Source organism: Enterobacter sp. JBIWA003, from assembly GCF_019968825.1.
In the GTDB taxonomy this organism is placed as follows: domain Bacteria; phylum Pseudomonadota; class Gammaproteobacteria; order Enterobacterales; family Enterobacteriaceae; genus Enterobacter; species Enterobacter quasiroggenkampii.
In genome coordinates this window covers 2,513,116-2,536,243 of the sequence record NZ_CP074170.1, presented here as the reverse complement: position 1 = coordinate 2,536,243, position 23,128 = coordinate 2,513,116, and the positions used below count along the sequence as shown (strand labels likewise).

Sequence of the window (23,128 nt, the reverse complement as noted above, 5' to 3'; positions counted from 1 at the left end):
GTAACTGTATAATTCAGAAGGTCTCTACAGGCAGCACAAATCTAATATAACTCTCACCAGGGGAAATTATGTTAATTATTTTTAGTGGGCTACCCGGCAGCGGTAAAAGCACCGTTGCAAAAATAGTTGCTCAAAGGCTGGGAGCGGTCTACCTGCGGGTTGATACCGTTGAGCAGGCCATTCGTTCAGTTTCTGAACCCGGTCAGAAAACGGGTCCGGAGGGCTATTTTGCCCTCTATGGTTTAGCGAGTGAAAATCTTAAGCTGGGCTCCACCGTTGTGACCGATTCCGTTAATGATATTCACCTTGTGCGAGATGCTTTCCGCAATATTGCTCTGTCGTTGAATGTCCCTTTCCTGGAAGTTGAAATTGTCTGCTCAGACGAAAAAGAACATCGTTATCGCGTAGAGAACAGAATATCTGATATCCCGGGACTCACGCCTCCTGACTGGGAACGCGTAAAAAAACGTGAGTATGAACCCTGGGAGAGAGAACATCTCATCTTGGACACCGCTTTGTTATCAGCGGAAGAGTGTGCAGATAAAATCCTGGAAATAAGGAATAAGATTGCGCTTAACCGGCCTTAAACCATGAACAAGCGCCTGTAATGGCTTTCACGGGGCGTGTGAAAATACGCTCCCCGCAAAATTATTCATTCCCCCCAGCAATATTTCACTCCCTCATCCGTCTACCTCATCACAAGCCATAATCAGTTACTGTAAACGAGGTAAACACCATGAGAGATTTTGAAATGCACGGCAGAGGCCACGGGCGCGGATTTGGTCGCCACCGTATGGGCAAGGGCTTAGTCATCGGCGCGGTGATTTTCATCGTGCTCGGCCTGCTGGTGATGTCCCTGTGGAACGCCTTGCTCCCGGCGATCCTCGGCGTGAAGGCCATCGGATTCTGGCAGGCGCTGGGGATCCTGGTGCTGAGCCGCATTCTGTTTGGCGGGCTGGGTTTCCGCCCCGGGATGTTTGGCGCGCACCGCCGGATGCACGAGCGCTGGATGAACATGACGCCCGAACAGCGTGAGGCGTTTATTCAGCAGCGCCGTGAAGGGTTCGGTCGCCATGGTCGCGGCCACTGCGGCTGGCATGGCCATCGTGACGATAAGCGCGGTGAAGCCACGCCAAAAGCGCCGGAAGCAGAGTGAGCGAGATGAAAGCCGGGGAGGCGGGCGGATCCATGCTGATGTCGGCGCTCAACGCCTGCCGCGCCCGGCTGAAAGCCTTCATTCGCGGACGGACCTCCGTGCGCGATGATGCCGACGACATTTTGCAGGAAGTGACGTATCAGCTGATGAAAGTGGAGCAGCCGGTCGAAAACGTCGCCGCCTGGCTGTTCCGCGCGGCGCGTAACGAGATGACCGACCGGGCGCGTAAAAAGCGCGAGGTTTCGCTCTCCGGCTATTTTACGGGCGAAGACGAGGAGGGTTTCCCGGAGGACGAGCTGGCCGAAACCCTGTTCGGCGTGCCGCACACGCCGGAAGAGGAGTATCTCAAAACGCTGCTGTGGGAAGAGCTGGGGCAGGCACTGTCTGAACTTCCGCCGCCGCAGCGGGAGGCGTTTGAAAAGACCGAGCTCCACGGCTACAGCATTAAAATGCTGGCAGAGGAGACCGGCGCCAGCGAACAGGCGCTGTTATCCCGCAAGCACAAGGCGGTGCTGTTTCTGCGCACGCGGCTGCGGGACGTCTATGACGAGCTGACGGGCGAATAGCGGCGACAGACAAAACCTTACACTTCCGGCACTTGTAGATTCATCACTATCGTTTATGATCGGGGCGTCTTGTCACTCTGGAATGTTATGCGCAACCGTCAGCTCCTCGGAAAATGGCTTTTGATTATCACCTGTCTCGCGATGGCGCTTTGCCTCGTGCAGCGTGCGGTGATGCTCAACCATTTTTTACAGGGACTGGATCCGCAGATTTCACTGAGTGCAGATGCCCCGGCTCAATCCAGCAACACTGAACAACCCGGCCCGTCGCCGTGTCAGCTCGGCGCACACTCGCTGCTTTGCGCGCAGCCGCTGTTCTTCGACGGTGCGTTACCGGCCATTATTATCTTCTTCGCGCTGCTGCAGCTGTTGACGCAAGGGCGGGCAATGGCTCCGGCGGAACAGCCCGTTCAGGCACCACCTCCCCGAATACACCTTAAAAACTGCGTTTTCCGTGAATGAAAAACATCGTCACCACACGATAATTTTTCACTGTTCACGGAGTACAACATGGTTAACCTCTTCAGGGGATTCGTCTTCCTGTGGCTGTCCTGCATCGGCATTGTCCATGCGGCGGACACCGGCTGGCTGGTCTCCCCACAAAACGATCACGCCCGCATCCGCTTTCAGGCGGAGAGGGAACAAACGCACATTAAGGGCCTGCTCACCGTCGAGCTAAAGCCCGGCTGGAAAACCTACTGGCGATCGCCGGGCGAGGGCGGCGTGGCCCCGAAAATCAGCTGGCCGGACGGCGTAACGGACAGCTGGTCCTGGCCGGTACCGTCGCGCTTCGATATCTCCGGCATGACCACGCAGGGCTATCACGATAAGGTGACGATCCCGATTACGCTCGATGGAGCGAAGGGCGACACGCTCGACGGGACGCTGACGCTCTCTACGTGCAGCAACGTCTGCCTGCTGACGGACTACCCGCTGCACCTCGATTTTACCCAGCCGGTGGATGAGGGCTTCCGTAGCGCCTTCGGGCAAGCGATGCGCGCCGTTCCGGGCACGTCTGGCGTATCCACGGATCTCTCTGCCTGGCTCTCTGGCGACAAGCTGGTGATTACCGGCACGACGGACGGGAAGTGGGACAATCCGGGGATCTACTTTGACCCGCTGGAGGGTGACATTCTGCCCGGCGAGCCGGTCATTAAACATGACGGCACTGCGCTTCGGGTGACGGTACCCGTGACCGACGAATGGGGCGATAAACCCGCTTCGCTGGAAGGCAAAAGGCTGTCGTTTGTGCTGACCAACGGCGATCGGGCGCAGCAAACCACCATGACCGTTGGGACAACGCCCGAAGAGACCTCCGTGCCGGACGGGACGGGAAAAATGGTGCTCTTTGCCCTGCTGGGCGGGCTGATCCTGAACCTGATGCCCTGCGTGCTGCCGGTGATGGGCATGAAGCTTAACAGCATCTTGCTGGCGGGATCGAACAGCCGCGCCATCAGGCTGCGCTTTCTGGCCACCAGCGCCGGGATCCTCACCTCTTTTATGCTGCTGGCCGGGATGGTCACCGCGCTGAAGCTGGCCGGAGCGTCGCTGGGGTGGGGCATTCAGTTCCAGAACCCGTGGTTTATCGGCCTGATGGTTGCCGTGACCTTCCTGTTTGCGCTGAACCTGTTTGGAACGTTTGAGATGCTGCTGCCTTCTGCCGCCGCCGGACGGCTGGCGACGGCAGGGGGATCGGGGATCGGAGGCAGCTTCTGCGAAGGGATGTTCGCCACCCTGCTGGCGACGCCGTGCTCCGCACCGTTCCTCGGTACCGCGGTCGCCTTTGCCCTTGGCGCGCCGCTGCACGCCCTGTGGCTGATCTTCCTGATGCTCGGCGTGGGCATGAGTCTGCCGTGGCTGTTCGTTGCCCTGGTACCGAAAACGGCCATGCTGCTGCCGAAACCCGGCCGCTGGATGAACACGCTCAAGGTCATCCTCGGCATGATGATGCTGGCCTCCAGCCTCTGGCTGGCGACGCTGTTGAGCGTGCATCTGGGCGAGGCGGTCAGCCAGATCGTGATGCTGGCGCTGACTGCCTCTGCGCTGGTGCTGTTCGCACTGAAGGGGCAAAAATCTTCGCCGCTGTTCTGGCTGGTGGTCATCGCGCTGTCGGCGTTCGGCGGGTATCAAGTGCGCGGTCTGCTTAACGCGCCGTCTGATGCTCCGGCACAAAGCGTTGCGCAAACCGTCCCGTGGCAGCCGCTCAGTGAAGAGGCCATTGAGCAGGCGCTGGCGCAGGGGAAGCGAGTGTTTGTGGATATCTCGGCGGACTGGTGCGTGACCTGCAAAGTTAACGAGCACCGCGTACTCAGTCAGCCGGACGTGATTGCCGCGCTGCGCCAGCCGGACGTGGTGGCCCTGCGCGGAGACTGGAGCCAGCCGTCCGCGTTTATCGCGGATTTTCTGGCGAAGCGAAACCGCTACGCCATTCCGTTTAACGCAGTGTATGGCCCCGGCCTGCCTGATGGCGAGATCCTCTCGCCGCTGCTGGACAAGCGCACCCTGGTCACCACCCTGAACAACGCAAAAGGCTAACTGTGTCATGAAAAAATTCCTTATTACGCTGCTGCTCCTGCTGGCCCCGGTTCAGGTGTTTGCTGCCCAGCCGCTGACGCCGGACCAGGAGCAGCGCGCGCAGAAGATGATCGCTGATTTCCTGTTTAACGATCCAAACTCCCCGCGCATCGGCGCGAAAAACCCAAAGCTCACCCTGGTGGTGTTTACCGACTACAACTGCCCGTACTGTAAAAAATTCGATCCGTACCTGGAGAAGATTGTCGAAAAACATCCGGACGTGGCGGTGGTCTTTAAGTTTTTACCTTTCCGCTCGGAAAGTTCGCTGACCGCCGCACGAGACGCGTTAACCGTCTGGCGTGCGCATCCTGAGCAGTTTATGAAGCTGAACCACACCCTGATGGCGAAAAAGGGGTACCACGATGACGCCAGCATTCAGGAGGCACAAAAGCGGGCGGGCGTGAGCGTGACGACGCCGGACGAGGAGAGTTTTCTGACGATCAGGCGCAGCCTCATTGTGGCGGAAAAAATGGGGATCCAGGGCACGCCCGCCACGCTTATCGGCGAGGGGCTGCTTCCCGGCTGGGTACCGTTCGAACAATTCGACGAAATGGTCAGTGAAGCACTGAAAAACCGCTAACCTGAAGGGGGCGAAAAGCCCCCGACAAACCGGAGAGGGAAATGAAAAAATTACTGTTACTTTCGGCGCTGGCGACGTCAGGGCTGGTACAGGCGGCTGAAGCCATACCGGATGTGGTGAAGCACTTCAGCGAGCAGCAAAACATCAAAATCATCAAGAAGCTGGATGCGCCGGGCGGGGCGCCAGCCTGGCTGGGGCAGTATCAGGATATGGGCGTGACGCTCTTTCTCACGCCGGACGGCAAGCACGTGATCTCGGGATATCTTTATGATGAAAAAGGGAAGAACCTCAGCGAGGGCTATTTCCAGAAAGAGATCTACGCCCCGATGGGACGCGAGATGTGGAAAAACCTCAACGCGGCGCATCCCCTGAAGGAAGGGGCGGATAGCGCCCCGCGTAAGGTCTTTGTCTTTGCCGATCCGTTCTGTCCGTACTGCAAGCAGTTCTGGTCCGAGGCGCAGCCGTGGGTGAAGGCCGGTAAGGTGCAGCTCAATACGCTGCTGGTGGCGTTCCTCAACCCCAACAGCGGACGCAACGCCGCCGCCATTCTGAATGCGAAAGATCCGGTTGCGGCCTGGCGCGAATACGAGCTCTCCGGCGGCAAAAAATTGCCCAAGCCTGAAGGCGAGGCTTCCCGCGAAACGGTAGAGATCCTACAGAAACATCAGGCGCTGATGGACAGCCTGGGCGCTAACGCCACGCCGGCTATTTATTATCTGAATGCGGAAAACGAGCTGCAGCAGGTGGTGGGGATGCCGGATGCGCAGCAGCTCGAGGCGATGTTCGGGCCGAAGCCGTAAAAAAACAGGCAGAAACGGGCGTTTCTGCCTGATCGTTACTTAGCTACCCCAGCGTCCACGGAGGTAGTTTACCGCCTGCTGGGTCTGCGGCTGGTTCAGGTAATCTTCCCGGAACAGGATGGTGCCGTTGACGTTGGGCAGCGAATCGTTGAGATCGAGCTGCTTTTTCAACTCCGGCACGCCGCCCTGAACCGTCCAGTCCGGCTCGTTTTTCGACGGTTCGCCCACCTTGTAGAACGCAATGCCGATATACAGGCGCGTGTGGGTCGGCTTCACGACGTCGGCCCACCATCTGGTCAGCACGTCGTAGCGCGCGGCATCACGCGCGAAGGGCCAGTAAATCTGCGGCGCGATGTAGTCCAGCAGGCCCTGCTGCACCCACTGACGCGTATCGGCGAAGGATTCATCATAGGCTGCGGCGCCCCGTGTGTCGGAGCCTGCCGGGTCAAAGGAGCGGTTACGCCATACCCCCGCCGGGCTGACGCCAAACTCAACGTCGGGCTTTGTCTGCTTGATTGCGCGGGAGACCTGGACGATCAGCTGCTGCGTGTTGTGCCTTCGCCAGTCGGCTTTTGAGGCAAAACCCTGGCCGTACTGCCGCCAGGTCTGCGAATCATTCAGCGCGGAGCCCGGCGATTCGGCATAGAAGTAATCATCAAACTGCACGCCGTCTACCGGGTAGTTCGCCACCACTTCGGTCACCACTTTGGTTATCCAGTCCCGCACCTCGGGAATGCCCGGATCAAGCACAAAGCGGTCGCCTGAGATGCGCACCCACTCCGGATGCTGGACATAAACGCTGGACGGCGTCTGGTATGACGTCCGGTTCAGGGCGGCGATGGTGGACGGTTTGGTGTTGGTCGACACGCGATAGGGGTTAAACCAGGCATGGACCTTCATGCCGCGCTTGTGCGCTTCATCAAGCATAAACTGCAGCGGATCGTACCCCGGATACTCACCGATGTTGCCGGTCAGCATATCTGACCACGGTAAAATTTTGGATGACCAGAGCGCCGTGCTGTCCGGCTTCACCTGGAAAAAGACCGTGTTGATGCCGAGGTGCTTAAGGTTGTCGAGCTTTGCGATCAGCGCTTGCTTTTGCATCGCGATGCGCTGGTCCGCGCTGCGGCCATTCACCGAGGCCACCGGGGGCCAGTCGAGACGCGAGACGGTCGCCAGCCAGATGCCGCGCATCGGCTGGTTTGCCTGCGGCGTCGGTTTGCTGACGGTGGGGAGAGGGGTAACCAGCGATTTCGGTGGTTTTGAGGAGCAACTCACAAGTAAAAGCGCGCAGGCAGCCAGCGCACCGTTCCGTTTTACGTGTCGCGTCATTTGCGTATTAGCTCTTGATAATCCGACTGTTGGCCCAGGGATTAAAGGCGGGCGCCGCCTGCGCTTTATTTCCCTCATCGTTGAGAGAGTCCAGATACAGGGCTTCCACTTCCGCGCGCGCCCATGGGGTGCGGCGCAGAAATTTCAGGCTCGATTTAACGCTGGGGTCTTTTCTGAAACAGTTAATTTTGATGCGGTCGCCCAACTCACTCCAGCCATATTTCGCCACCAGGGCGTTGACCATCATCTCCAGCGTTACGCCATGCAAAGGATCTTTGGAAATATGTGCAGTCATAGGCGTCCGGATGTCTCGATTTTTAGGGGATTGGGGTAAACGCTGAAAGGGTACAAGAAAGCAGGGGAAGCGGCAATTTTCCTTTTCCCCTCGCTCACTTTATGACGGACTCCGTGCGCTGATTTTCGCCGACAATTTTTCCCGCACTGTTTTTTATCGTAAACCGAATCGACACGCCATCCTGGCCCGCGGGCGTAGCCGTGACCGCTTTTACCATCGTTCCCGAGTCTGCTGCGATCGTCATCGTCGTCGTGCCTTTTGCCAGCACCTTATCGCGCTGGGTGATGCGCCAGGTCAGACGGCATTCGCGGCACGGTTTCCAGGTGTCGTTGATGACCCACAGACGCACGGTCGCCGCCGCCCCGGATTGCCACTGCGCGGTGACCGGTTCAATGGATGGCAGAACAGGCTGGTACGCACGTTGTAGCGCGTAAAACCCGGCCTTAGGTTTACGCAGGTAGTCCACCACGCCCCAGTTGATGGAGGGCCAGGTTTCCACGAACATGAAGTGGAACAGGGCCGTCACCGGCTGGTAGCGCTGTCGGCGATAGCTTTCTGCCGCCGTGGCCACCAGCTGAGACTGGTACGCCTGAGTATTGCGAATCATCGCCTGAATGTTCTTCCCGCGCGGAATACCGGCAAACTTAAAGGTCTGGAAGGGCTGAAAATTATGGTATTTCCAGACGGTCCAGCCGGGATCGTCAGCGGCGGTCGTTTTTGGCCAGAGCGAGGCCGCCGGGATGATGGTTTTTAGTGTCGATAAGCGGGGAAGCGCCTGCGCGCCGAACTCGGTAATGATCCCCGTTTTAGCCGGTGCAAGCAGGTCGCGCACGGTGCCGAAGTACCAGCCCGCCCAGTAATGCTCTTCAACGGCGGAAAAGCGATGCACGATGCGCGAAGTATCTTCGGCAAGCGTATCCGCTACCTGCTGCGTGAGATCGCGATTCAGATCTTTATTCCAGTCCGGGAAGCGTTTTTCCATCCACGGCGAGTTCCACGGCGGTTCGTTATGCCCGCCCCAGACGATGATGGCGGGCGAATTGCCAAACTGTTTGATCATCTCCCGCGTCTGGCGAACCGCATTTTTCGTAAAGGCGTCACGGCTGTCGTAGCCCCACTGCAGCGGGACGTCCTGCCAGATCATCATCCCCATCTCATCGGCCACGTCATACAATGCACGTCCGGCAACGTGTCCGTGCACGCGTATGGCGTTGGCGTTCATGGCCTCCACCAGACGAAGATCGCGACGGTATTTTTCTCGCGTCATGGTGCTGAGCCACGGGGAACCGATGTAATTACTGCCCTTAATGAAAAGGCGTTTGTCGTTAATGAGCCAGCCCTTATTGTCGGGCTGCTCGACGATCTTACGCAGCCCGGTGCGGGTGACCGCCGTATCCATCAGGCCGTTTTCATCGCGTAATGCCACGCGAATGGTATACAGGTGCGGTTTCCCCGTGCCGACGGGCCACCACAGTTTTGCCTTCGGCATGGGCAGCGTCACCTGCACGGAATGGGCGCCGCTTTCGAGGGTAACCGGAAAATCAGCCTGATAGCGCTTGCCGCTGAAATTGGCGGGCGTGGCGGTGAGCCGCAGGGTCGCCGGGCCCGGATCGAGCGCGCGATAGCGAATCTCCGCCTTTAACGCCGGGCGAGTCAGCCCCTGCGTCCAGTCGGGCCGCAGGATGGTCTCATCAAGGGTAGCGCCCCGGCTAAGATGCAGCCTGACCGGTGCCCAGATGCCGCCTGAGTTAGCGTCCTGTCCTTGCGGCGACCAGGCCCCACCGGGACGGGTGTCATGCTGGTTAAGGATCCCTTTCATGAGCGTTTTATGCAGCGGCCAGACCTTAGTGGGATCTTCGTAAGGGCTGTCGACCCTGACCACGAGTTGGTTGTGACGTTGTAACGCCGAACGGGCATCCAGCGAAAAGCGCTGAAAATAGCCCTCATGCTTGCCCAGCGGCTGGCCGTTCAGCGTCACCTCTGCAAGATAATCGACGCCGTCAAACACCAGAGTACTCATTACGTCGGGGGGCTGCACGGGCAGGGAAAACGCGTGCTTATACCACAGCGCGCCCTGGTGATCGTATCCGGCGCTGTACCAGTTGGCAGGAACCTGAAGCGGGCGCCAGCCTGATGCGGCAGGATGTGCGCTGTCATTGGCATCCTGAACCTGCCATTCTCCTGCCAGTGACCAGCTGACCGGCACGGAGTTCGCCACCGTGTGGGTGGTCAACAGGGCAAAGAGCAGCGCGCAGTTGCGAGTCATCATGCGTTTACCCCGCGTGCGGTGAGCCACGCCATCAGGCGCAGCGATTCCTGGCGAAGGTTGTCATTCAGGGCCGCAAGCTGTTGCCCATCCAGCGCATGCGCGTCGCTTTCCAGCACCTGAAGCTGCTGTGCGAGCGTGCTGAAGTCCAGGGTGACGGCCTCTCCGCGCAGCTTGTGGGCCGCGCGGCGCAGCGCCTCGCGGTCGTTGCTGTCGATCGCCTGGGTAATGGTCTTGATTGCTTCATTTAGCCCTTCGCCAAACAGGGCCAGCAGCTCCTGCACCAGGGCGGGATCGTCAGCGCACTGCTTCAGCAGGCGTGCTTCATCCGGAAAGTCGGAGAAATCTTCATGGCGCTGGAGTACGCGAGCAATCTCCTCAGCGAGACGCTCCTGGCTGATGGGTTTGGCAATGTAGCCGTCGAAACCCATGTTAAGACAGCGCTCTTTGTCCCCTTGCATGGCGTGTGCGGTCATGGCGACGGTGGGCTGAGACGGGCCGGGGCGGGACCGTTCTTCTTCACGCAGCAGACGAATGGCGGTTTCACCGTCCATCTCTGGCATCTGAAGGTCGATCAGCAAAACGTCCCACGTATCCTCGCGCCAGCGTTCCAGCAGCGCGACGCCATTATCGACGATCTGACAGGTGTGGCCGAGCCGCTCGAGCAGGCGCGCGGCGACCTTCTGGTTGACCAGATTATCTTCAGCCAGCAGGATCCGCAGTCCCGTAGCTCCTGGCGAGGCGACAGGCGCGGGGGTGCTTTCACCCACGGGCGCCGGCGAACGTTCAAACGCGGCGGCAATCGCCTGATGTAATTCATCCTGGGCGATAGGCTTATGCAGATAGGTCTTGATCCCGATCCGCTTCAGCATATTGATATCAAAATGTCGGCTCATGGAGCTCAGCATAATGATATGGCTCTCAGCAACCTGCGGCAGAACCGAAAGCTCAAGGGCCAGCGACACGCCGTCCATATCCGGCATCTGCGCGTCCAGCAGGATCAGCGGCCAAGCCGTTCCCGTTTTAACCCGGTTGATGGCCTCGCTGGCGTTGTTAACACAGGTGGGTTTCAGCCCCATCTGGCTGAGCATCGCTGCGAGCAGCCGCAGGTTGGTCGCGTTATCATCAACCACCAGCACGGGTTCCCCGTTAAAGCGCTGGCTATGTGGGCGCTCTCCGGGCGCAAGGGTCTGCGCCGCCAGCGGCAGCGAGAACGAAAATTCGCTGCCTTTTCCCGGCTCGCTGGAGACCGTTAATTCGCCCCCCATCGCAGCAACCAGTCTCGCAGAGATGGTTAGCCCGAGCCCCGTACCGCCATAGCGGCGGGTGGTTGAGTTGTCCGCCTGGCTGAAGGCTTCAAAAATAGCCTTCTGCTTATCTGCCGGTATGCCAATGCCGCTGTCGCGCACGCGAAAACGCCATCTGTCCGCGCTATCGTCGGGCTCAACAATCAGGATCACTTCTCCCTGATGGGTAAACTTCAGCGCGTTACCCAGCAGATTGGTCAGGATCTGGCGCAGACGCGCGCCGTCGACCAGCAGCACGTCGGGGACGCCGGGCGCAATATCAACCAGCAGCTCAATGCCTTTTTCGCTCGCCCCCGGCATGTGTGGGCGAATAAGCGACTGAATAAAGGTGCGCACAGGCACGGGGTCCGCCTCCAGCTCCACTTTGCCGGCTTCAATTCGGGAAAAATCGAGAATGTCGTTGATGATATGCAGCAGAGACTGGGCAGAGCTCATCACCAGGGTCAGATAATCGCGCTGATCGGCACTGAGAGACGTATCCAGGCACAGCTGGGTCATGCCAATAATGCCGTTCATCGGGGTACGAATTTCATGGCTCATATTCGCCAGGAACGCGCTTTTCGCCTCATTGGCTTTTTGTGCCTCAATGGCCGAGGCGAACGCCTGAATTTCAGCCTCTTTGCGCCGCGTAATATCCTGCAGCGTGCCAATCACGCGCTCGGCGTTTCCCTCAATGGAGAGGGTGACCACCTGGCCGGAGAGCAGCATCCAGCGCAGTCCTTCGGTAGGGTGATGCACGCGAATTTCACATTCAAAGACCGGACGGTGATCCTGCTTCGAAGCGTGCAGCGCCTTGCGTAGCGCTGCGCGATCGTCCTCGTGGACCTGATTGAGGAGAAAACGTACCGGATATCGCCACTGTGTGCGCGACTGGCCCAGCATGGCAAGCAGGGTGTCATTCACCTGGAGCGTGTCGCCAGAAACCTGCCAGTCCCAGATCCCGATATGGATGGATTCCGCCGTCAGCAGAAAGTCGTCATGCAGCTGATGGCGCGCGCGCTGCGCTTCATCCAGCTCCGTGATATCGCTGTGCAGGCTGACAATGCCGCCGTCCGCAAGCCGCTGGTGCTGGACGAAGATCCGCCGCTGGCCCGCCTGCCGCACTTCGCAATGTTTATCCTGCCGACAGTTGCGCACGATCGACTCGCGCAGCGTCTGGCGCAGGCCGGGGTCGACGTTGTAAACGGCATCGATAAAGCGTTCCGCCAGCGCCTCAAGTGTCGTCCCCACCTTCAGCCACGGGGTTATGACCGGATAAAACAGGGCCACGTTGTGATTCCAGGCCTGAAGGCGTTCCTCGCGGTCATAAATCATGACGGCGGCCGGCAGTGCGTTAAGATCGTACGTGAACGAACTCATCGTGATCCTCCCTACGCGCGGTAGTGCAGTTCTGCCTGTCGGCGCAGGTATTCCAGCCCGGGCGCGATCGCCATGGCCCAGGCCGTCAGGATCTCATCGTCGCACTGCGGATCGCGCTCGCTCACCGCGTTCAACATCGCTTCGCGCCACAGGGCAAAGAATCGCGGGGGGAGGTGGAGGCCGTCGTCGCTTTGCTCCCGCGCCAGGCGCTCGAGAAAATCAGGCACGATTAACGCGCCGTCTACCGCAAGCATGGCGAAGAAACTTTTAAACAGGGTCTGCTGACCTTCACGATCCGGAAGACGAGAAAAATGCGCTTCCGTTTCGGGTGACATATGGACGAAGGCGTCATAGAACGTCTGAAAAAACGCGGTTTTTTCATTATTCGGAAAGACGCGGTTCAGGCTGGATTCAAACAGATCGCGATAAAACTTCACGGCGTCCTCCTTATGGTGCTTTCGCCCGGCAGACAGTGGCCGACAGGCGTGTATTCCTCTGCCAGACGGCGTGAAAAATAGCTCTCTTTCTTCGACCGACGCACATCAAACAGCGGCCCGGCGTTGTGTTTAAAGAAAAGGGCTTCCAGAACCGTGGCATTGGTTGAGAGGGTTAAGGCAGCGTTGGTATCGCCCGTGGCTTCCTGACGGCCTTCGTACCAGCCTTTCTGCGGATCGTTAAGGTGTTTTGTGACCGTCATCAGCACGTCGGTGTACGGAGTGTCCCAAAGAGCCCACAGGGCAAAAACCGCCTTGGTCGATACCTGTGCGAAACGGGTGTAGTCCCGGCCATCGTCGCCGACAGAGTTCCAGGCATAGCCATTTCCCCAGACCGTATCCTGGATATGCCAGGGTGCCTGAGAGAGCGAGAAATCTGCCCTGGCCGTCAGGATTTTATCGGTCTCCCAGCGGCTCTTCTGGCTCAGCCAGACGTTTTCGGCCTGCTTGCGCAGGTGCTTTTGCCGATCGGCCGCAACGCCTTCGGGCTCCCAGCCAAACTCCAGACCCGGCAGCATATAGGGAAGGGTGGTAATCAGGGAGGGCTGCCACGTGGTGCGCGGATCCCGGGCATCAACGGCCAGACGCCGCTGGGCGATGATGACGTGGTGCGCCGGAGGCGTAAACGCTTTCTCCGGGGAAAACCCCCACAGCTGAAACGCCGTCGCGGCATATTCGCTCTCGCCCAGGCGCAGCTCCTCGCGCACCACCGGCTGGCCGTTTTGCAGGGAAGATGACCACAGTTCGCCTTCGCCGTCGATGACCGGGCAGAAATTCCAGCGCAGGATGATTTTATCGAGGTATTCGCTGTACTGCGGCTCCCGTTCTGCGGTGAGGCGCAGGGCGAGCATCAGACGCGCCATATCGCGCGCAGACCAGCCGTTTTTGCTGGGCTTGCCGCTAAAATCGACGGGCGTCGCCGTCTGGCTGGAATAGAGTCGGCCCGGCGTCCGGGCATCGGTCAGCATCAGGCGGTTAAGGGTGCCCATGATACGGGTTAAGCGAGCGTCATACTCGGCATCATCAATTAGCCCCAGCTCTTTTGCCGCCAGCAGGGCGATAAGCGTATCGCCCATTTGCCAGAGCGTGACGCGAGGCTGTTTGTCGCTCCCGTTGACCAGGCCCGTTTGCGGCTGGGTATTATTGACGAAATAGCGCCAGGCGATCGCCGCCCACGTCTGCTCCTCCGGCGTCAGGGCGGCAATACGCGCGCTGGAGTGCCACCCGCCATGGATGAGCCAGCGCCAGCCTGCGCCCTGATGGCCAAACAGGGCAAAGATGATCGCGCCTGCGAGGAGTAATCCCGCGAGCCCTCTGGCTAAGGTTTTAAGCATTGCGCAGTCACCGGAGGCAGTTTAACGGGCTCGTCCGCGCTGCATGACGCGCACTGACAGGCCTGACAGGCGGGTTTGGTACGCTGCGTGACGCCGGTCCGGTCGCACCAGCTTTTTACGGCCGGTGTACTGGTCAGGAACGGGCGACTGCGCAGCGCGTTGTTCTCTTCAAACTGATCGAGCAGCTTTTGATCCCACAGCGACGGCGCAAAATCCTTGCTCTTCGGGTTGTCGGTGTTGAAGGCCAGCAGTTTTCCCTCTTTTTTGAACAACAGGGCCTCCAGCATGATGCCGTTATTGTTCGCGGTGAACTCTTTGATCGGGCCGTCACCGTTTTCATACAGCCCTTCGTAGTAGCCTTTTCCCTCTTCGTTGGCATTCTCAATGGTATTCAGCAGGCGGTCGGTATAAGGGGAGTTCCACAGCACCCACATGCCCAGCGCCGCCTTCAGCGAAATCGCGGCAGCGTTAGGGACAAACTGGCCCTTATCGGTAATGGTGTTCCAGTTGTATCCGTCGCTGAAGACGGTGTCATAGACGAAGTAAGGCGCCTTATCGAGCTGGTGCTCGGAGCGCGCGGTCAGGACGCCGGTAATGGTATAGCGGTTCTCCTGAGCCTGATAAACGCGGTCAGCAAAGTTTTTCATCCACGTCAGGGAGTAGTCGCGCGGGGCGTTATCCCGGTCGGTCGGTTTATCAAAGCCGAACTCCAGCCCGTAGAGCAGGTAGGATTCCGTCACCACGTAGTTATGCTGTGACGTGTTGCGCGGGTCGCGTGTATCGTACGGGACCAGCACGCAGTAGATTTCGGCCAGCTCGTAAGGCTGCGGACGGCTGGCTTTACAGGTATTAAACCCCCACAGCTGGAACCCGGCCGCGCCGTACTCTTCATAGCCCAGCCGACCTTCCTGAACATATTTCGGCTGGCCGTTCTCCAGATAGGCCCCGTACAGCGTGCCGCAGGGGTCGATCGCGTGGCTGAAATCCCAGCCGAGCACCACGTTATCAATGCTGTTGCCGTATTCCGGATAACGCTCTTTGATGATTTTCAGCCAGACCAGCATTCGCCCGATATCCAGCGCCGAGAAGCCAATTTCGCCGGGCTTGTTGGTGTAGTCCACTTTCTGACCGCTGATGGTGTTATAGGCTTTGTTGGGCAGCTCGTTGCGGAACAGTACCAGGGTGTTTAACGTGGCGAGGAATTTCAGCATCCGGCGGTCAAATTCCGCTTTATCAATGATCCCCAGCTCGCGTGCCGCCGTCAGGGCGGCCAGATAGGAGGCGCTGTCCCACATGGTGGTGGAGGGATATTTGTTGACCGCATTCACCAGGCCCGTCGTGGGCTGATAGTTGGAGACGAAATACTGCCAGGCGTTTTTCGCGATGGTCATCTCCCGGGCGGTCAGCTCGCCGCTGCGCGGGGAGTAACCTGATGCAGGCAGCTCGGTATCCGCACGCACGGTCGATAAGGCCAGCCAGCAGATCGTTATTCCCGTGAGCAGGTGAAAAAGGATCGGGGATCGTGGCTTCATGGCGTTGCTCCTGCTGAGGGGGAAGTGTAGAGGCAGGCCAGACAGAGCATCTGGCCATGCGCGATGTAAGACAGACTTTCCAGCACAATGGCATTGGTATCGGCGTCTACGACGGCATTGACGCTGTTGTTGAGATTTAACCCGCGCTGCCAGCCTTTACCCGGCACCTGAAGGGCCAGAACCTGCTGGCGCAGCGCTTCGCTCCAGCTGTTGCGGAACAGGGCGTACCAGGCAAACGCGGTGCGGGTGGAGGTAATCGCCACTTTCTCCGGCACCTCGTCGCGCAGGTTACGCGCCTGAACCGGCTGCCTGTCCGGCAGATCGTTGACGTAATCCGGCGCCGGTTCGGCATAATCCGTGCTGACCGGCGGTTTTGGGCTGCGCAGGCTATGGCGCCGCTGCTGGATCTGCATAATCCGCCACGCAATTTCAGCGCTCTGCGCATCAAAGCCCAGCTCAAGACCGGTTAACAGATAGGGGAGACTGATCAGGGAGGTTTGCTTGCCCCATGGCGTGCGTAGCCCTTCATCCGGCACCATCACGCCATCCAGATCGATCATCTTTTGCCCTTCAGGCGGGTTGGTCACGGCGAGGCCTGCCGCGCTGTCAATCAGGCGCAGCGTATGGCTGGCATAGAGACGGTAGCCAAAGCTGTCCCGCTGTTCGTCATCAGTCAGCGTCCAGTGATGGAGCGGAACGGCCGCCTGACTTTGAACGTTATTTTCAATCAGTGCGCCGGTGTTCCAGAGGCTAAACAGATCGTGGATAGCCGCCGCGTGCTGAGGATAGCGCCACAGGAGGGTCTGAAGCGCCGTCAGCAGGCGGCTCAGCCCAATTGCCGAGGCGTCGGGTTTGCCGAGGATCTTCAGGGTGTCAGCATGGTAATACGCGGCAGGGAGGCCTTGCTTGTTGAGCGGTAACTGCCCCAGCGTGAACAGGGCCGTGCCGACCCTCTCGTCGAATTCATCGGCGGAAATAATGTTGAGCTGTTCTGCGGCAGCGGTCGCAAACAGGTAGCTCCCTACGCTCCAGAGACTCAGCCACGGTTCGCCGTCGCTGGCGTTCGCCAGACCGTTTGGCTGGGTATTATTCACGTAGTATTGCCAGGCGACCCGCGCCCAGATGGCTTCGTCATAGGACAGCGCGCGTTTCGCCGGCAGCGGCGGGAAGTCTTTACTGAGCGCGATGCCGCCGCTGCTTTCCACGCGCGTGGGCATCTGTTTCTCCACCCAGACCACAATGGCAAAGCCGATCAGGAAGCCGAGCAAAATGGTGAGGTAGCTGCGCGCGGGCAGCAGGGCATCACGTATCCTCATTGGGTGACCTCGTCCTCTTCAGCGGGCGTCCACATGGCCGCGAAAATCAGCGGCAGCATGGCGGCGATGTTCACCCCTCCCCAGAAAATATTGATGACGTAGCCGGAGGGGTCGTCCACCTGTCCTCGCGCCACCTGGATACCGCCCCAGATAAGCCCTGCGAGGGTCAGTACCACGATGGCAATCTGCGGCTTCACCAGGTAGAGAAAACGGCCCGTCTGCCGCTCTTTTGGCGTGACGTGAAATTTGATCTGCTCGCCCCGCAGCACCGTATTGAGCGCGCGCAGGTTCATGGAAAAGAAGGAGAGGTAAGAGGCCCTGCCGTCCCAGGCCGAGATCCCCCAGGTGCCAAACATAAAGGCCAGTTCGGAGAAAATAAAAAACGGAAGAAAATGCAGATAGAACGGCGTCGACCAGGCGGACACCGGCGGAATGCCGGTAAACAGATAGATAATGGGCGAAATCAAAAATACCGTGTTCCACACGCAGGCCATGTACGACCAGAAGGTGGTGGCATACATCAGCGTCTGGGGGAGGGAAAGCCTGAAGCGGCGACGGCTGAAGATGTTGTCATGGAACAAAATATCCAGCGAGCCGGCGGCGTACTTAAAACGCTGGATCATCCAGGTCAGCATATCCTGCGGAGAGAGCATCTTCGACTCAACCCGCGGATGCATAACCGAGCGCCAGCGTCGTGCGGCGTCACCGTGCAGCAGCACCGAGGTGTAAATATCTTCCGAGACGTGGAATTTGTAGGGGGTAAGCTCGGTGTCAAACGCCACGTGCGGACGCATTGCATTCTGCAGCGCGTCCCGGGTTTCGTCATCGCGGATGTCGCGGGTATGGCGATGGATCTCCTCTTCGACGGACCAGACATAGCTTCTCAGCGCGGCCTGCATGACTGCCTCACGACGGTGAATGGACGCCGCGCCGCAGCAGAAAGCCGCGTTCGCCCAGTTGCGCCGCCGCAGGATTACGTCATAGAACATGCGCGGATCGTTAAAAAACGGGTCGCGGCCTATCGTGACCGGGCCAACACACTTTTGAATCAGCCAGCCCAGACCGTAGCCCACTTTTCCGGCTTTTCGCTGGCCCCAGCGCGACAGGTTTTCTCCTTCCGGAAGGTCGAAGAACCACTGCGGCGTCTGCACCCAGGCCACGTCCGGGTCGCGGAAGTAGCCCAGCGTATGGCTGAGCAGGGTGGGAAATACGCGGGTATCGGCGTCGCAGATAACAATAAAATCGCCGTCGGTTTGCTCAAGGCCGTTGCGCAGGTTGCCGGCCTTAAAGCCGATGTTGGTCTGGCGAGTAATATAGTTAACGCCTTCCTCTTCACAGACGGCTTTCATCTCCGGGCGGCGACCGTCATCAAGCACGTGGATGCGGTAGTCAATCGGGAACGGGTACGCCATCTTCAGGGCATCGCGAATGGATAGCCTGACCAGCTCGGTGTCTTCCGAGTAGGTGGCAATGAACAAATCCACTTTTACAGGACGAGGTTCTACGGCCTCCTCAGGCGACAGACATTCGTTAATTTCGCCGGGCGGCGGACTCTGAGGAGGATCCTGTTCTTTCCACAAATTGATGGTAAACAGCACGGTGCCAATCCACGCCAGGGTTTCGGCGAGGACCAGCGGAATGGCATACCATAATGCGTCAGTATTCAATGAGGCGGTCCAGCGCCAGTAAATATAATTGGCACCCAGAATAAGCGCCGCGACCGCTAACACCTGCCAGGTCATCATTACCCAACGCGGTGTTGTTAACGGCTCCGGAGGACGACGATGTTCAAAACGGGAAAAATAAAAATCCATAGTTCCGGCGTTCCTGATTCCGTGAAAATGCAGACCCATTCTGCTGCGCAGACAGTTGCCCAAAAGCGAAAGAAAATAGCGATTAAACAAGATTTAAGATAAGTGTAGAACGCCGAATAAAAGTGTCCAGCGTCGTTTTTATTAATATGTAGCAGTGGTTAATTTGGATTTAATTCTGCTTAATACGTTTCATCTGCCGGTGATAAATTGCAGTTACTATTCCTTTAGACTATCTACTTTATTTAGACCTTAATTTTCGTTTTCAGGCAAAGGACACCCTATGAGCCATGTTGCGCCGTCGGTAGCGCAAGAAGATGACGCTAAATCAACAGCATGGCGTTATGCCGTAGCAGGTGCCAGGGATCTGAGAATTGACTTTATGCGCGGCATAGCCCTCGTCATGATGGTCGTGGCGCATACGGAGGTCATGTCGGTATTTAATATATTCTCCTGGGAGCGTTTTGGGCTAACAACCGGTGCAGAAGGCTTTGTCATTCTCTCGGGGTTTATGCTTGGCATGCTGAATCGCGCGCGTCTGCAAAAAGTGGTTTTACTCACGGTTTCCTGGGGGCTTTATCTCAGGGCGTGGAAAATATATCGCGTAAATATCATTATCATAGTGTCATTTATTCTCCTGGCCTATATCCCACATATTAATGTGTTCGAGGTCACCCATTTTACCGACCGTTTTTCGGGTCAAAGCTGGTCGCTTTATCCTGTTACGCCGCAAATTAAAGAGACCTGGTTCAACATTATTCTCTATTTGCAGATCGGCCCCCATCAGACGCAGATTCTGGGGCTGTATATCTTCTTGCTGCTACTCAGCCCGCTATTTTTGGGGATGCTGCAGAAAGGGAAAGTCTGGTGGCTGCTGGGGCTGTCGCTGCTGGTGTACAGCCTGTGGCAGCGGTGGCCGCTTCGGCTGACGCCGTCGGAGTTCGAGTTTGCCTTCCCGCTGCTGGCCTGGCAGTTCATCTTTGTGCTGGGGATGGCCAGCGGCTGGTATAAAGCCGAACTGCTCTCTTTCGCCCGGACGCCTCCGGGGAAAGGGGTGGTAGTGGCGCTGGTCATGGTGTCGCTGGTGCTGGGATTTGTCGCCCAGAACCATACCAACCCGTTTATGCCGCCCGCGCTACTTATGCACGTCATCCCGCCTGACAGCTTCAATACGTTTTATCACACCTGGGCGGCGAAGAATGGGCTGGGCCCGGTGAGGGTGCTAAACGATATCGCTCTGATGGTTACCGTCTACCTGGTGCTGACGTATTGCTGGAGGCCGCTCAACCGCCTGCTGGGATGGTTCCTGATCCCGCTAGGCCAGCACTCGCTCTATACCTTTATTTTGCATGTGTACGTGGTGCTGCTGGTGAGCCAGTTCATCACCTTCGACTTATGGCGTCACGCCTGGATAGAGAACACGTTAGTGCATGCGGCGGCACTGGGTATTTTGTGGCTGATGGCAAAATACGACGTCGGCGCACGCTGGATACCTAACTAAGGATGGCGGTTATGCGCGAAAAATGGCTTCTGGCGGGCGTGCTGCTCGCTGCGATCCCCGCCGCAGAGGCGGCACAAAATAGTGATAAAGAAACCCTGCGCGATAAGAACGGTGAACCCGTTCAGGCAGGCGTTTTCACCAGCCGGTGGGGGCGTTTGTTCTCGGGAAATGACAAGAAATTTTCTGGGGCTCTGAGCTTCAGTTCGGGGCTGAAAGAGCAGCTGGTGAGCGTGCCTAATAGCTCTGACAGCGCCGCGCAGGAGAAAAAAATTAACCAGACGCTCAACCTTAGTCTGCAGTATTCCCCGTACAGCTTCTGGTTTGCCAACATTACCTCCCGGTTGCCGGTCAGAGATACCACCCGCTATACCGCCGATTTTCGCTACAGCTTCGGCTATGACGACTGGCATGCCAATACGTTCAGCCTGGTATACGGCAACTACGGTGAAAACCACTTCTGGACGTCTGGCAGCCGGAGACATACCTATTTCGAACAGGGCGCCTTTACGCTTGCCTATAAGTTTTCACTACCGAAACCGGTCGAAAACACGCTCCTGATTAATAAAGGGGATTCCATCATTTGCCAGGTCGGGTACAGCTGGGTGCCGCGCTACTACGACCTCAGCAGCGATGACATCCGCAAAAATAAAAACGTCATGCTTGGCGGCTGCGGCTACACCTTTAAACAACATTTCTTCGTTCGTGCGACAGCATTCTGGTTCCCGGACAGCAGCCAGCAGCAGCCCTGGAACGGCGATTACAGCTACAGCTTTGGCTACGCGGGCTATACGCCGGGATCGTTCTCTGTCCAGTACGCAAACTATGCGGGGACGCGCTATCCGGGGCACGGCAACGGTAACGCAAAATTCAGGGAAGGGACCGTGAGCCTCATCTGGTTCTTACCGCTATAGGAGGGATACATGTCGGCGCTGCACGTGTTAATCGTTGAAGATTCGCTGATTTATCGTCGGTTACTCTCCCGGATGCTCACCCAGTGGGGGTATCTCGTGAGCGAGGCGGAAAATGGTGTTGCTGCGCTGGAAATCTTGTCCAGCCAGCCGGTCAGCATGGTGATAAGCGACTGGGAAATGCCGGAAATGGACGGGCTGACGCTGTGTCAGACCATCCGCAACCGTCAGTTTGGCCGCTACGTGTATATCATCCTGTTGACGGCCCGCGAGAATGCCGGGGACGTGACGCAGGGTTTTGATGCCGGGGCGGATGATTTTTTGAGTAAGCCCGTTGAACAGGCTGAACTCCGGGCGCGGCTTCACGCCGGGGTTCGTATTTTGACGCTGGAAGCGACCCTCGCGGCGCACAACAAACGCCTGAGTGAAGCCTTGCATCAGATTGAAAAAGATCTTGAACTGGCGGCACGCGTTCAGCACTCGGTGCTGCCTTCACACCGCTTACGCTACGGCGACTACTTCTCCGACTGGCTTTTCTTACCGTCAGCCTGGGTCTCGGGCGATGTGTTCAATATCTTTCCGCTGGATTCCCATCTGGGATTCTATTGCGTTGATGTCTCGGGTCACGGCGTGGGGGCCGCGATGATGTCCCTCGCGGTGGCTCGCCAGTTTTTACATGGCCGGGTGGTGGACCGCTTCCTGTTTACCGATGAGGGCGGCATTCAGTCACCCGCGGAGGTTGTCAGGATGTTGAACAGCCGCTTTTGCAGTGAAGAGAGCGACATCACCAGTTATTTCACGCTCATTTACGGCGTGATCGATCCAGAAAGCGGGCAGGGGTTGTTGTGCCAGGCAGGGCATCCTACTCCCGTCATTGTGAACGCAGACAGCGCCGTCACGTCCGTGGGCGATGGCGGCCCGCCGGTCGGGCTGATCCCAGACCTGAGCTGGGAGGATGTCGCGTTTACCCTCAATCCGGGGGATCGCTTATGCTTATTCAGTGACGGTATTACGGAATGCGAGAACGTCAGCGGCGAGCAGTTTGGCCCGCAGCGTCTCGAACGCTGGCTTCATGAGCATGCCCGGCTCCCGGTTGACCAGCTCCTGCCGCGGTTTGGTGACCACCTGACTGGCTGGCGCAATGCAAATCGTGATGAACCGATCGCCTTAACCGACGACGTGTCACTGCTCGTGATTGAACGTCAGGGAGAACAGAATGATTATTAACACCGAGCGACTACCGCATGCCAACATTCTCACGCCCGCGGTCCGGCGGCTGGATGCCTCCGTTGCCGCGACGTTTAAAGCGTCCGTGACGGAGGAAATTGGCAGCGATCGTAAAGCCTTAATCGTCGACTTTAGCAAAGTGGATTTTATCGACAGCAGCGGGCTGGGGATGCTGGTGTCGTTGTTCAAGCTGATGAACGGAAAAGGCGAAATGGCGCTGTGCTCCCTGAACCCCGGGATCATGAACATGTTCACCCTGACCCGAATGGATCGCATCTTCCGCATCTATCCGGATAAACATAGCGCGCTTGCGCAGCTGGGGCAGTAGATGCAGAGGCCGGAGCAGGCTGAGTTTCCGGCGGTGATCGCGTCCCTGACGCCGCTGTCCGGCTGGCTTGGCGACAGGTTGAGCGCGCTTCCCGTCGATGATGAGTGGCGTTTCGCCTTCGATCTCGCCGCCTGTGAAGTGGCGACGAACATCATCCGCTACGCGCTTCACGAGGATAACTCGCGCCTCTTTCGCGTCCAGTTCGATGTCCGTGGCAATGACGTCTGCGTTGTTTTTAGCGACGCGGGTGACGCGTTCCCGCACGAGCGGCTTGAGGCCGCCAGGCGAGACCGCTTCTGCGAAATGTCGCCGCTGCTGGAGAGCGGCAGGGGGCTGATGCTCATTTTGCTGAGCGTCGATCGTTTCACTGTGGAACGCGTGGCGGGTGAAAATATCGCCACGCTTGAGAAGAAAATCAGCGTATGACCCGCAGGTCATACGCGCG

General features: G+C 58.2%; 21 protein-coding genes. 12 read left to right on the top strand and 9 right to left on the bottom strand.

What is annotated here, in order from left to right; all coding sequences use genetic code 11:
- Positions 1-68 precede the first annotated feature (68 nt).
- The 7 genes from KGP25_RS12210 (at position 69) to dsbG (ending at position 5,673) form a co-directional block, all read left to right on the top strand.
- Positions 69-587, top strand: a complete 519-nt coding sequence (locus KGP25_RS12210; protein WP_069719191.1) for an AAA family ATPase — start codon at positions 69-71, stop codon at positions 585-587.
- Positions 588-736: 149 nt separating this feature from the next.
- Positions 737-1,156, top strand: a complete 420-nt coding sequence (locus tag KGP25_RS12205; RefSeq protein ID WP_069719192.1) for a hypothetical protein — start codon at positions 737-739, stop codon at positions 1,154-1,156.
- Between the two features lie 5 nt (positions 1,157-1,161).
- Complete coding sequence (locus KGP25_RS12200) at positions 1,162-1,722, top strand: RNA polymerase sigma factor (protein WP_223540558.1); 561 nt, start codon at positions 1,162-1,164, stop codon at positions 1,720-1,722.
- A gap of 87 nt (positions 1,723-1,809) precedes the next feature.
- Positions 1,810-2,181 (top strand): hypothetical protein, encoded by a 372-nt coding sequence (locus KGP25_RS12195; protein WP_223539013.1) that lies wholly within the window; start codon positions 1,810-1,812, stop codon positions 2,179-2,181.
- 48 nt (positions 2,182-2,229) lie between these two features.
- A complete protein-coding gene (locus tag KGP25_RS12190) occupies positions 2,230-4,254 on the top strand; it encodes a protein-disulfide reductase DsbD domain-containing protein (RefSeq protein ID WP_223539012.1) in 2,025 nt (674 codons plus the stop codon).
- A gap of 7 nt (positions 4,255-4,261) precedes the next feature.
- The gene (locus KGP25_RS12185) at positions 4,262-4,873 is read left to right on the top strand and encodes a DsbA family protein (RefSeq protein ID WP_045910632.1); all 612 of its coding nucleotides are present in this window, start codon (positions 4,262-4,264) and stop codon (positions 4,871-4,873) included.
- A 41-nt stretch (positions 4,874-4,914) separates the two neighbouring features.
- Positions 4,915-5,673 (top strand): thiol:disulfide interchange protein DsbG, encoded by a 759-nt coding sequence (gene dsbG / locus KGP25_RS12180; RefSeq protein WP_223539011.1) that lies wholly within the window; start codon positions 4,915-4,917, stop codon positions 5,671-5,673.
- 39 nt (positions 5,674-5,712) lie between these two features.
- Here dsbG and KGP25_RS12175 read toward each other — a convergent pair whose 3' ends face one another.
- From KGP25_RS12175 to KGP25_RS12135, 9 genes are all read right to left on the bottom strand, one after another.
- Positions 5,713-7,005, bottom strand: a complete 1,293-nt coding sequence (locus KGP25_RS12175; protein WP_223539010.1) for a glycoside hydrolase family 10 protein — start codon at positions 7,003-7,005, stop codon at positions 5,713-5,715.
- 7 nt (positions 7,006-7,012) lie between these two features.
- Complete coding sequence (locus tag KGP25_RS12170) at positions 7,013-7,300, bottom strand: VF530 family protein (protein WP_223539009.1); 288 nt, start codon at positions 7,298-7,300, stop codon at positions 7,013-7,015.
- 94 nt (positions 7,301-7,394) lie between these two features.
- Entirely contained in the window at positions 7,395-9,569 is a 2,175-nt protein-coding gene (locus KGP25_RS12165; RefSeq protein WP_223539008.1) for a glycoside hydrolase family 2 TIM barrel-domain containing protein, read from the bottom strand.
- Positions 9,566-12,232, bottom strand: coding sequence for a PAS domain-containing hybrid sensor histidine kinase/response regulator (locus KGP25_RS12160; RefSeq protein WP_223539007.1), 2,667 nt, complete (start codon positions 12,230-12,232; stop codon positions 9,566-9,568). The genes KGP25_RS12165 and KGP25_RS12160 overlap by 4 nt, the downstream gene beginning before the upstream one ends.
- A gap of 11 nt (positions 12,233-12,243) precedes the next feature.
- Positions 12,244-12,669: a globin gene (locus KGP25_RS12155; RefSeq protein WP_024909518.1), complete on the bottom strand. Its 426-nt coding sequence runs from the start codon at positions 12,667-12,669 to the stop codon at positions 12,244-12,246.
- Positions 12,666-14,060, bottom strand: coding sequence for a DUF3131 domain-containing protein (locus KGP25_RS12150; protein WP_223539006.1), 1,395 nt, complete (start codon positions 14,058-14,060; stop codon positions 12,666-12,668). Before KGP25_RS12150 ends, KGP25_RS12155 begins: the two co-directional genes overlap by 4 nt.
- Positions 14,045-15,592 (bottom strand): DUF3131 domain-containing protein, encoded by a 1,548-nt coding sequence (locus KGP25_RS12145; protein ID WP_024909516.1) that lies wholly within the window; start codon positions 15,590-15,592, stop codon positions 14,045-14,047. The genes KGP25_RS12150 and KGP25_RS12145 overlap by 16 nt, the downstream gene beginning before the upstream one ends.
- The gene (locus KGP25_RS12140; RefSeq protein ID WP_223540531.1) at positions 15,589-16,908 is read right to left on the bottom strand and encodes a DUF3131 domain-containing protein; all 1,320 of its coding nucleotides are present in this window, start codon (positions 16,906-16,908) and stop codon (positions 15,589-15,591) included. Before KGP25_RS12140 ends, KGP25_RS12145 begins: the two co-directional genes overlap by 4 nt.
- Positions 16,905-18,722, bottom strand: a complete 1,818-nt coding sequence (locus tag KGP25_RS12135) for a cellulose synthase catalytic subunit (RefSeq protein WP_045910593.1) — start codon at positions 18,720-18,722, stop codon at positions 16,905-16,907. The genes KGP25_RS12140 and KGP25_RS12135 overlap by 4 nt, the downstream gene beginning before the upstream one ends.
- A 280-nt stretch (positions 18,723-19,002) precedes the next feature.
- On the opposite strand from KGP25_RS12135, the gene opgC reads away from it, so the two are divergent.
- Genes opgC through KGP25_RS12110 form a run of 5 tightly spaced genes read left to right on the top strand, consistent with a single transcriptional unit; the run spans position 19,003 to position 23,109 of the window.
- Positions 19,003-20,220 carry an OpgC domain-containing protein gene (opgC, locus tag KGP25_RS12130; protein ID WP_223540530.1) on the top strand — a complete coding sequence of 406 codons (1,218 nt, stop codon included), beginning with the start codon at positions 19,003-19,005 and terminating at the stop codon, positions 20,218-20,220.
- Between the two features lie 11 nt (positions 20,221-20,231).
- The gene (locus KGP25_RS12125) at positions 20,232-21,131 is read left to right on the top strand and encodes a hypothetical protein (RefSeq protein ID WP_045910591.1); all 900 of its coding nucleotides are present in this window, start codon (positions 20,232-20,234) and stop codon (positions 21,129-21,131) included.
- Positions 21,132-21,140: 9 nt separating this feature from the next.
- A complete protein-coding gene (locus KGP25_RS12120) occupies positions 21,141-22,355 on the top strand; it encodes a SpoIIE family protein phosphatase (protein ID WP_069719205.1) in 1,215 nt (404 codons plus the stop codon).
- Positions 22,345-22,683 carry an STAS domain-containing protein gene (locus KGP25_RS12115; protein WP_024908544.1) on the top strand — a complete coding sequence of 113 codons (339 nt, stop codon included), beginning with the start codon at positions 22,345-22,347 and terminating at the stop codon, positions 22,681-22,683. The genes KGP25_RS12120 and KGP25_RS12115 overlap by 11 nt, the downstream gene beginning before the upstream one ends.
- Positions 22,684-23,109, top strand: coding sequence for an ATP-binding protein (locus KGP25_RS12110; protein WP_196364545.1), 426 nt, complete (start codon positions 22,684-22,686; stop codon positions 23,107-23,109).
- Positions 23,110-23,128 lie beyond the last annotated feature (19 nt).

What these genes read in the sequence shown, in the direction of transcription:
- KGP25_RS12210 (WP_069719191.1), top strand. Translation starts at nt 69, where the DNA reads ATGTTAATTATTTTTAGTGGGCTACCCGGCAGCGGTAAAAGCACCGTT.
- KGP25_RS12205 (WP_069719192.1), top strand. Translation starts at nt 737, where the DNA reads ATGAGAGATTTTGAAATGCACGGCAGAGGCCACGGGCGCGGATTTGGT.
- KGP25_RS12200 (WP_223540558.1), top strand. Translation starts at nt 1,162, where the DNA reads ATGAAAGCCGGGGAGGCGGGCGGATCCATGCTGATGTCGGCGCTCAAC.
- KGP25_RS12195 (WP_223539013.1), top strand. Translation starts at nt 1,810, where the DNA reads ATGCGCAACCGTCAGCTCCTCGGAAAATGGCTTTTGATTATCACCTGT.
- KGP25_RS12190 (WP_223539012.1), top strand. Translation starts at nt 2,230, where the DNA reads ATGGTTAACCTCTTCAGGGGATTCGTCTTCCTGTGGCTGTCCTGCATC.
- KGP25_RS12185 (WP_045910632.1), top strand. Translation starts at nt 4,262, where the DNA reads ATGAAAAAATTCCTTATTACGCTGCTGCTCCTGCTGGCCCCGGTTCAG.
- dsbG (WP_223539011.1), top strand. Translation starts at nt 4,915, where the DNA reads ATGAAAAAATTACTGTTACTTTCGGCGCTGGCGACGTCAGGGCTGGTA.
- KGP25_RS12175 (WP_223539010.1), bottom strand. Translation starts at nt 7,005, where the DNA reads ATGACGCGACACGTAAAACGGAACGGTGCGCTGGCTGCCTGCGCGCTT.
- KGP25_RS12170 (WP_223539009.1), bottom strand. Translation starts at nt 7,300, where the DNA reads ATGACTGCACATATTTCCAAAGATCCTTTGCATGGCGTAACGCTGGAG.
- KGP25_RS12165 (WP_223539008.1), bottom strand. Translation starts at nt 9,569, where the DNA reads ATGATGACTCGCAACTGCGCGCTGCTCTTTGCCCTGTTGACCACCCAC.
- KGP25_RS12160 (WP_223539007.1), bottom strand. Translation starts at nt 12,232, where the DNA reads ATGAGTTCGTTCACGTACGATCTTAACGCACTGCCGGCCGCCGTCATG.
- KGP25_RS12150 (WP_223539006.1), bottom strand. Translation starts at nt 14,060, where the DNA reads ATGCTTAAAACCTTAGCCAGAGGGCTCGCGGGATTACTCCTCGCAGGC.
- KGP25_RS12145 (WP_024909516.1), bottom strand. Translation starts at nt 15,592, where the DNA reads ATGAAGCCACGATCCCCGATCCTTTTTCACCTGCTCACGGGAATAACG.
- KGP25_RS12140 (WP_223540531.1), bottom strand. Translation starts at nt 16,908, where the DNA reads ATGAGGATACGTGATGCCCTGCTGCCCGCGCGCAGCTACCTCACCATT.
- KGP25_RS12135 (WP_045910593.1), bottom strand. Translation starts at nt 18,722, where the DNA reads ATGGATTTTTATTTTTCCCGTTTTGAACATCGTCGTCCTCCGGAGCCG.
- opgC (WP_223540530.1), top strand. Translation starts at nt 19,003, where the DNA reads ATGAGCCATGTTGCGCCGTCGGTAGCGCAAGAAGATGACGCTAAATCA.
- KGP25_RS12125 (WP_045910591.1), top strand. Translation starts at nt 20,232, where the DNA reads ATGCGCGAAAAATGGCTTCTGGCGGGCGTGCTGCTCGCTGCGATCCCC.
- KGP25_RS12120 (WP_069719205.1), top strand. Translation starts at nt 21,141, where the DNA reads ATGTCGGCGCTGCACGTGTTAATCGTTGAAGATTCGCTGATTTATCGT.
- KGP25_RS12115 (WP_024908544.1), top strand. Translation starts at nt 22,345, where the DNA reads ATGATTATTAACACCGAGCGACTACCGCATGCCAACATTCTCACGCCC.
- KGP25_RS12110 (WP_196364545.1), top strand. Translation starts at nt 22,684, where the DNA reads ATGCAGAGGCCGGAGCAGGCTGAGTTTCCGGCGGTGATCGCGTCCCTG.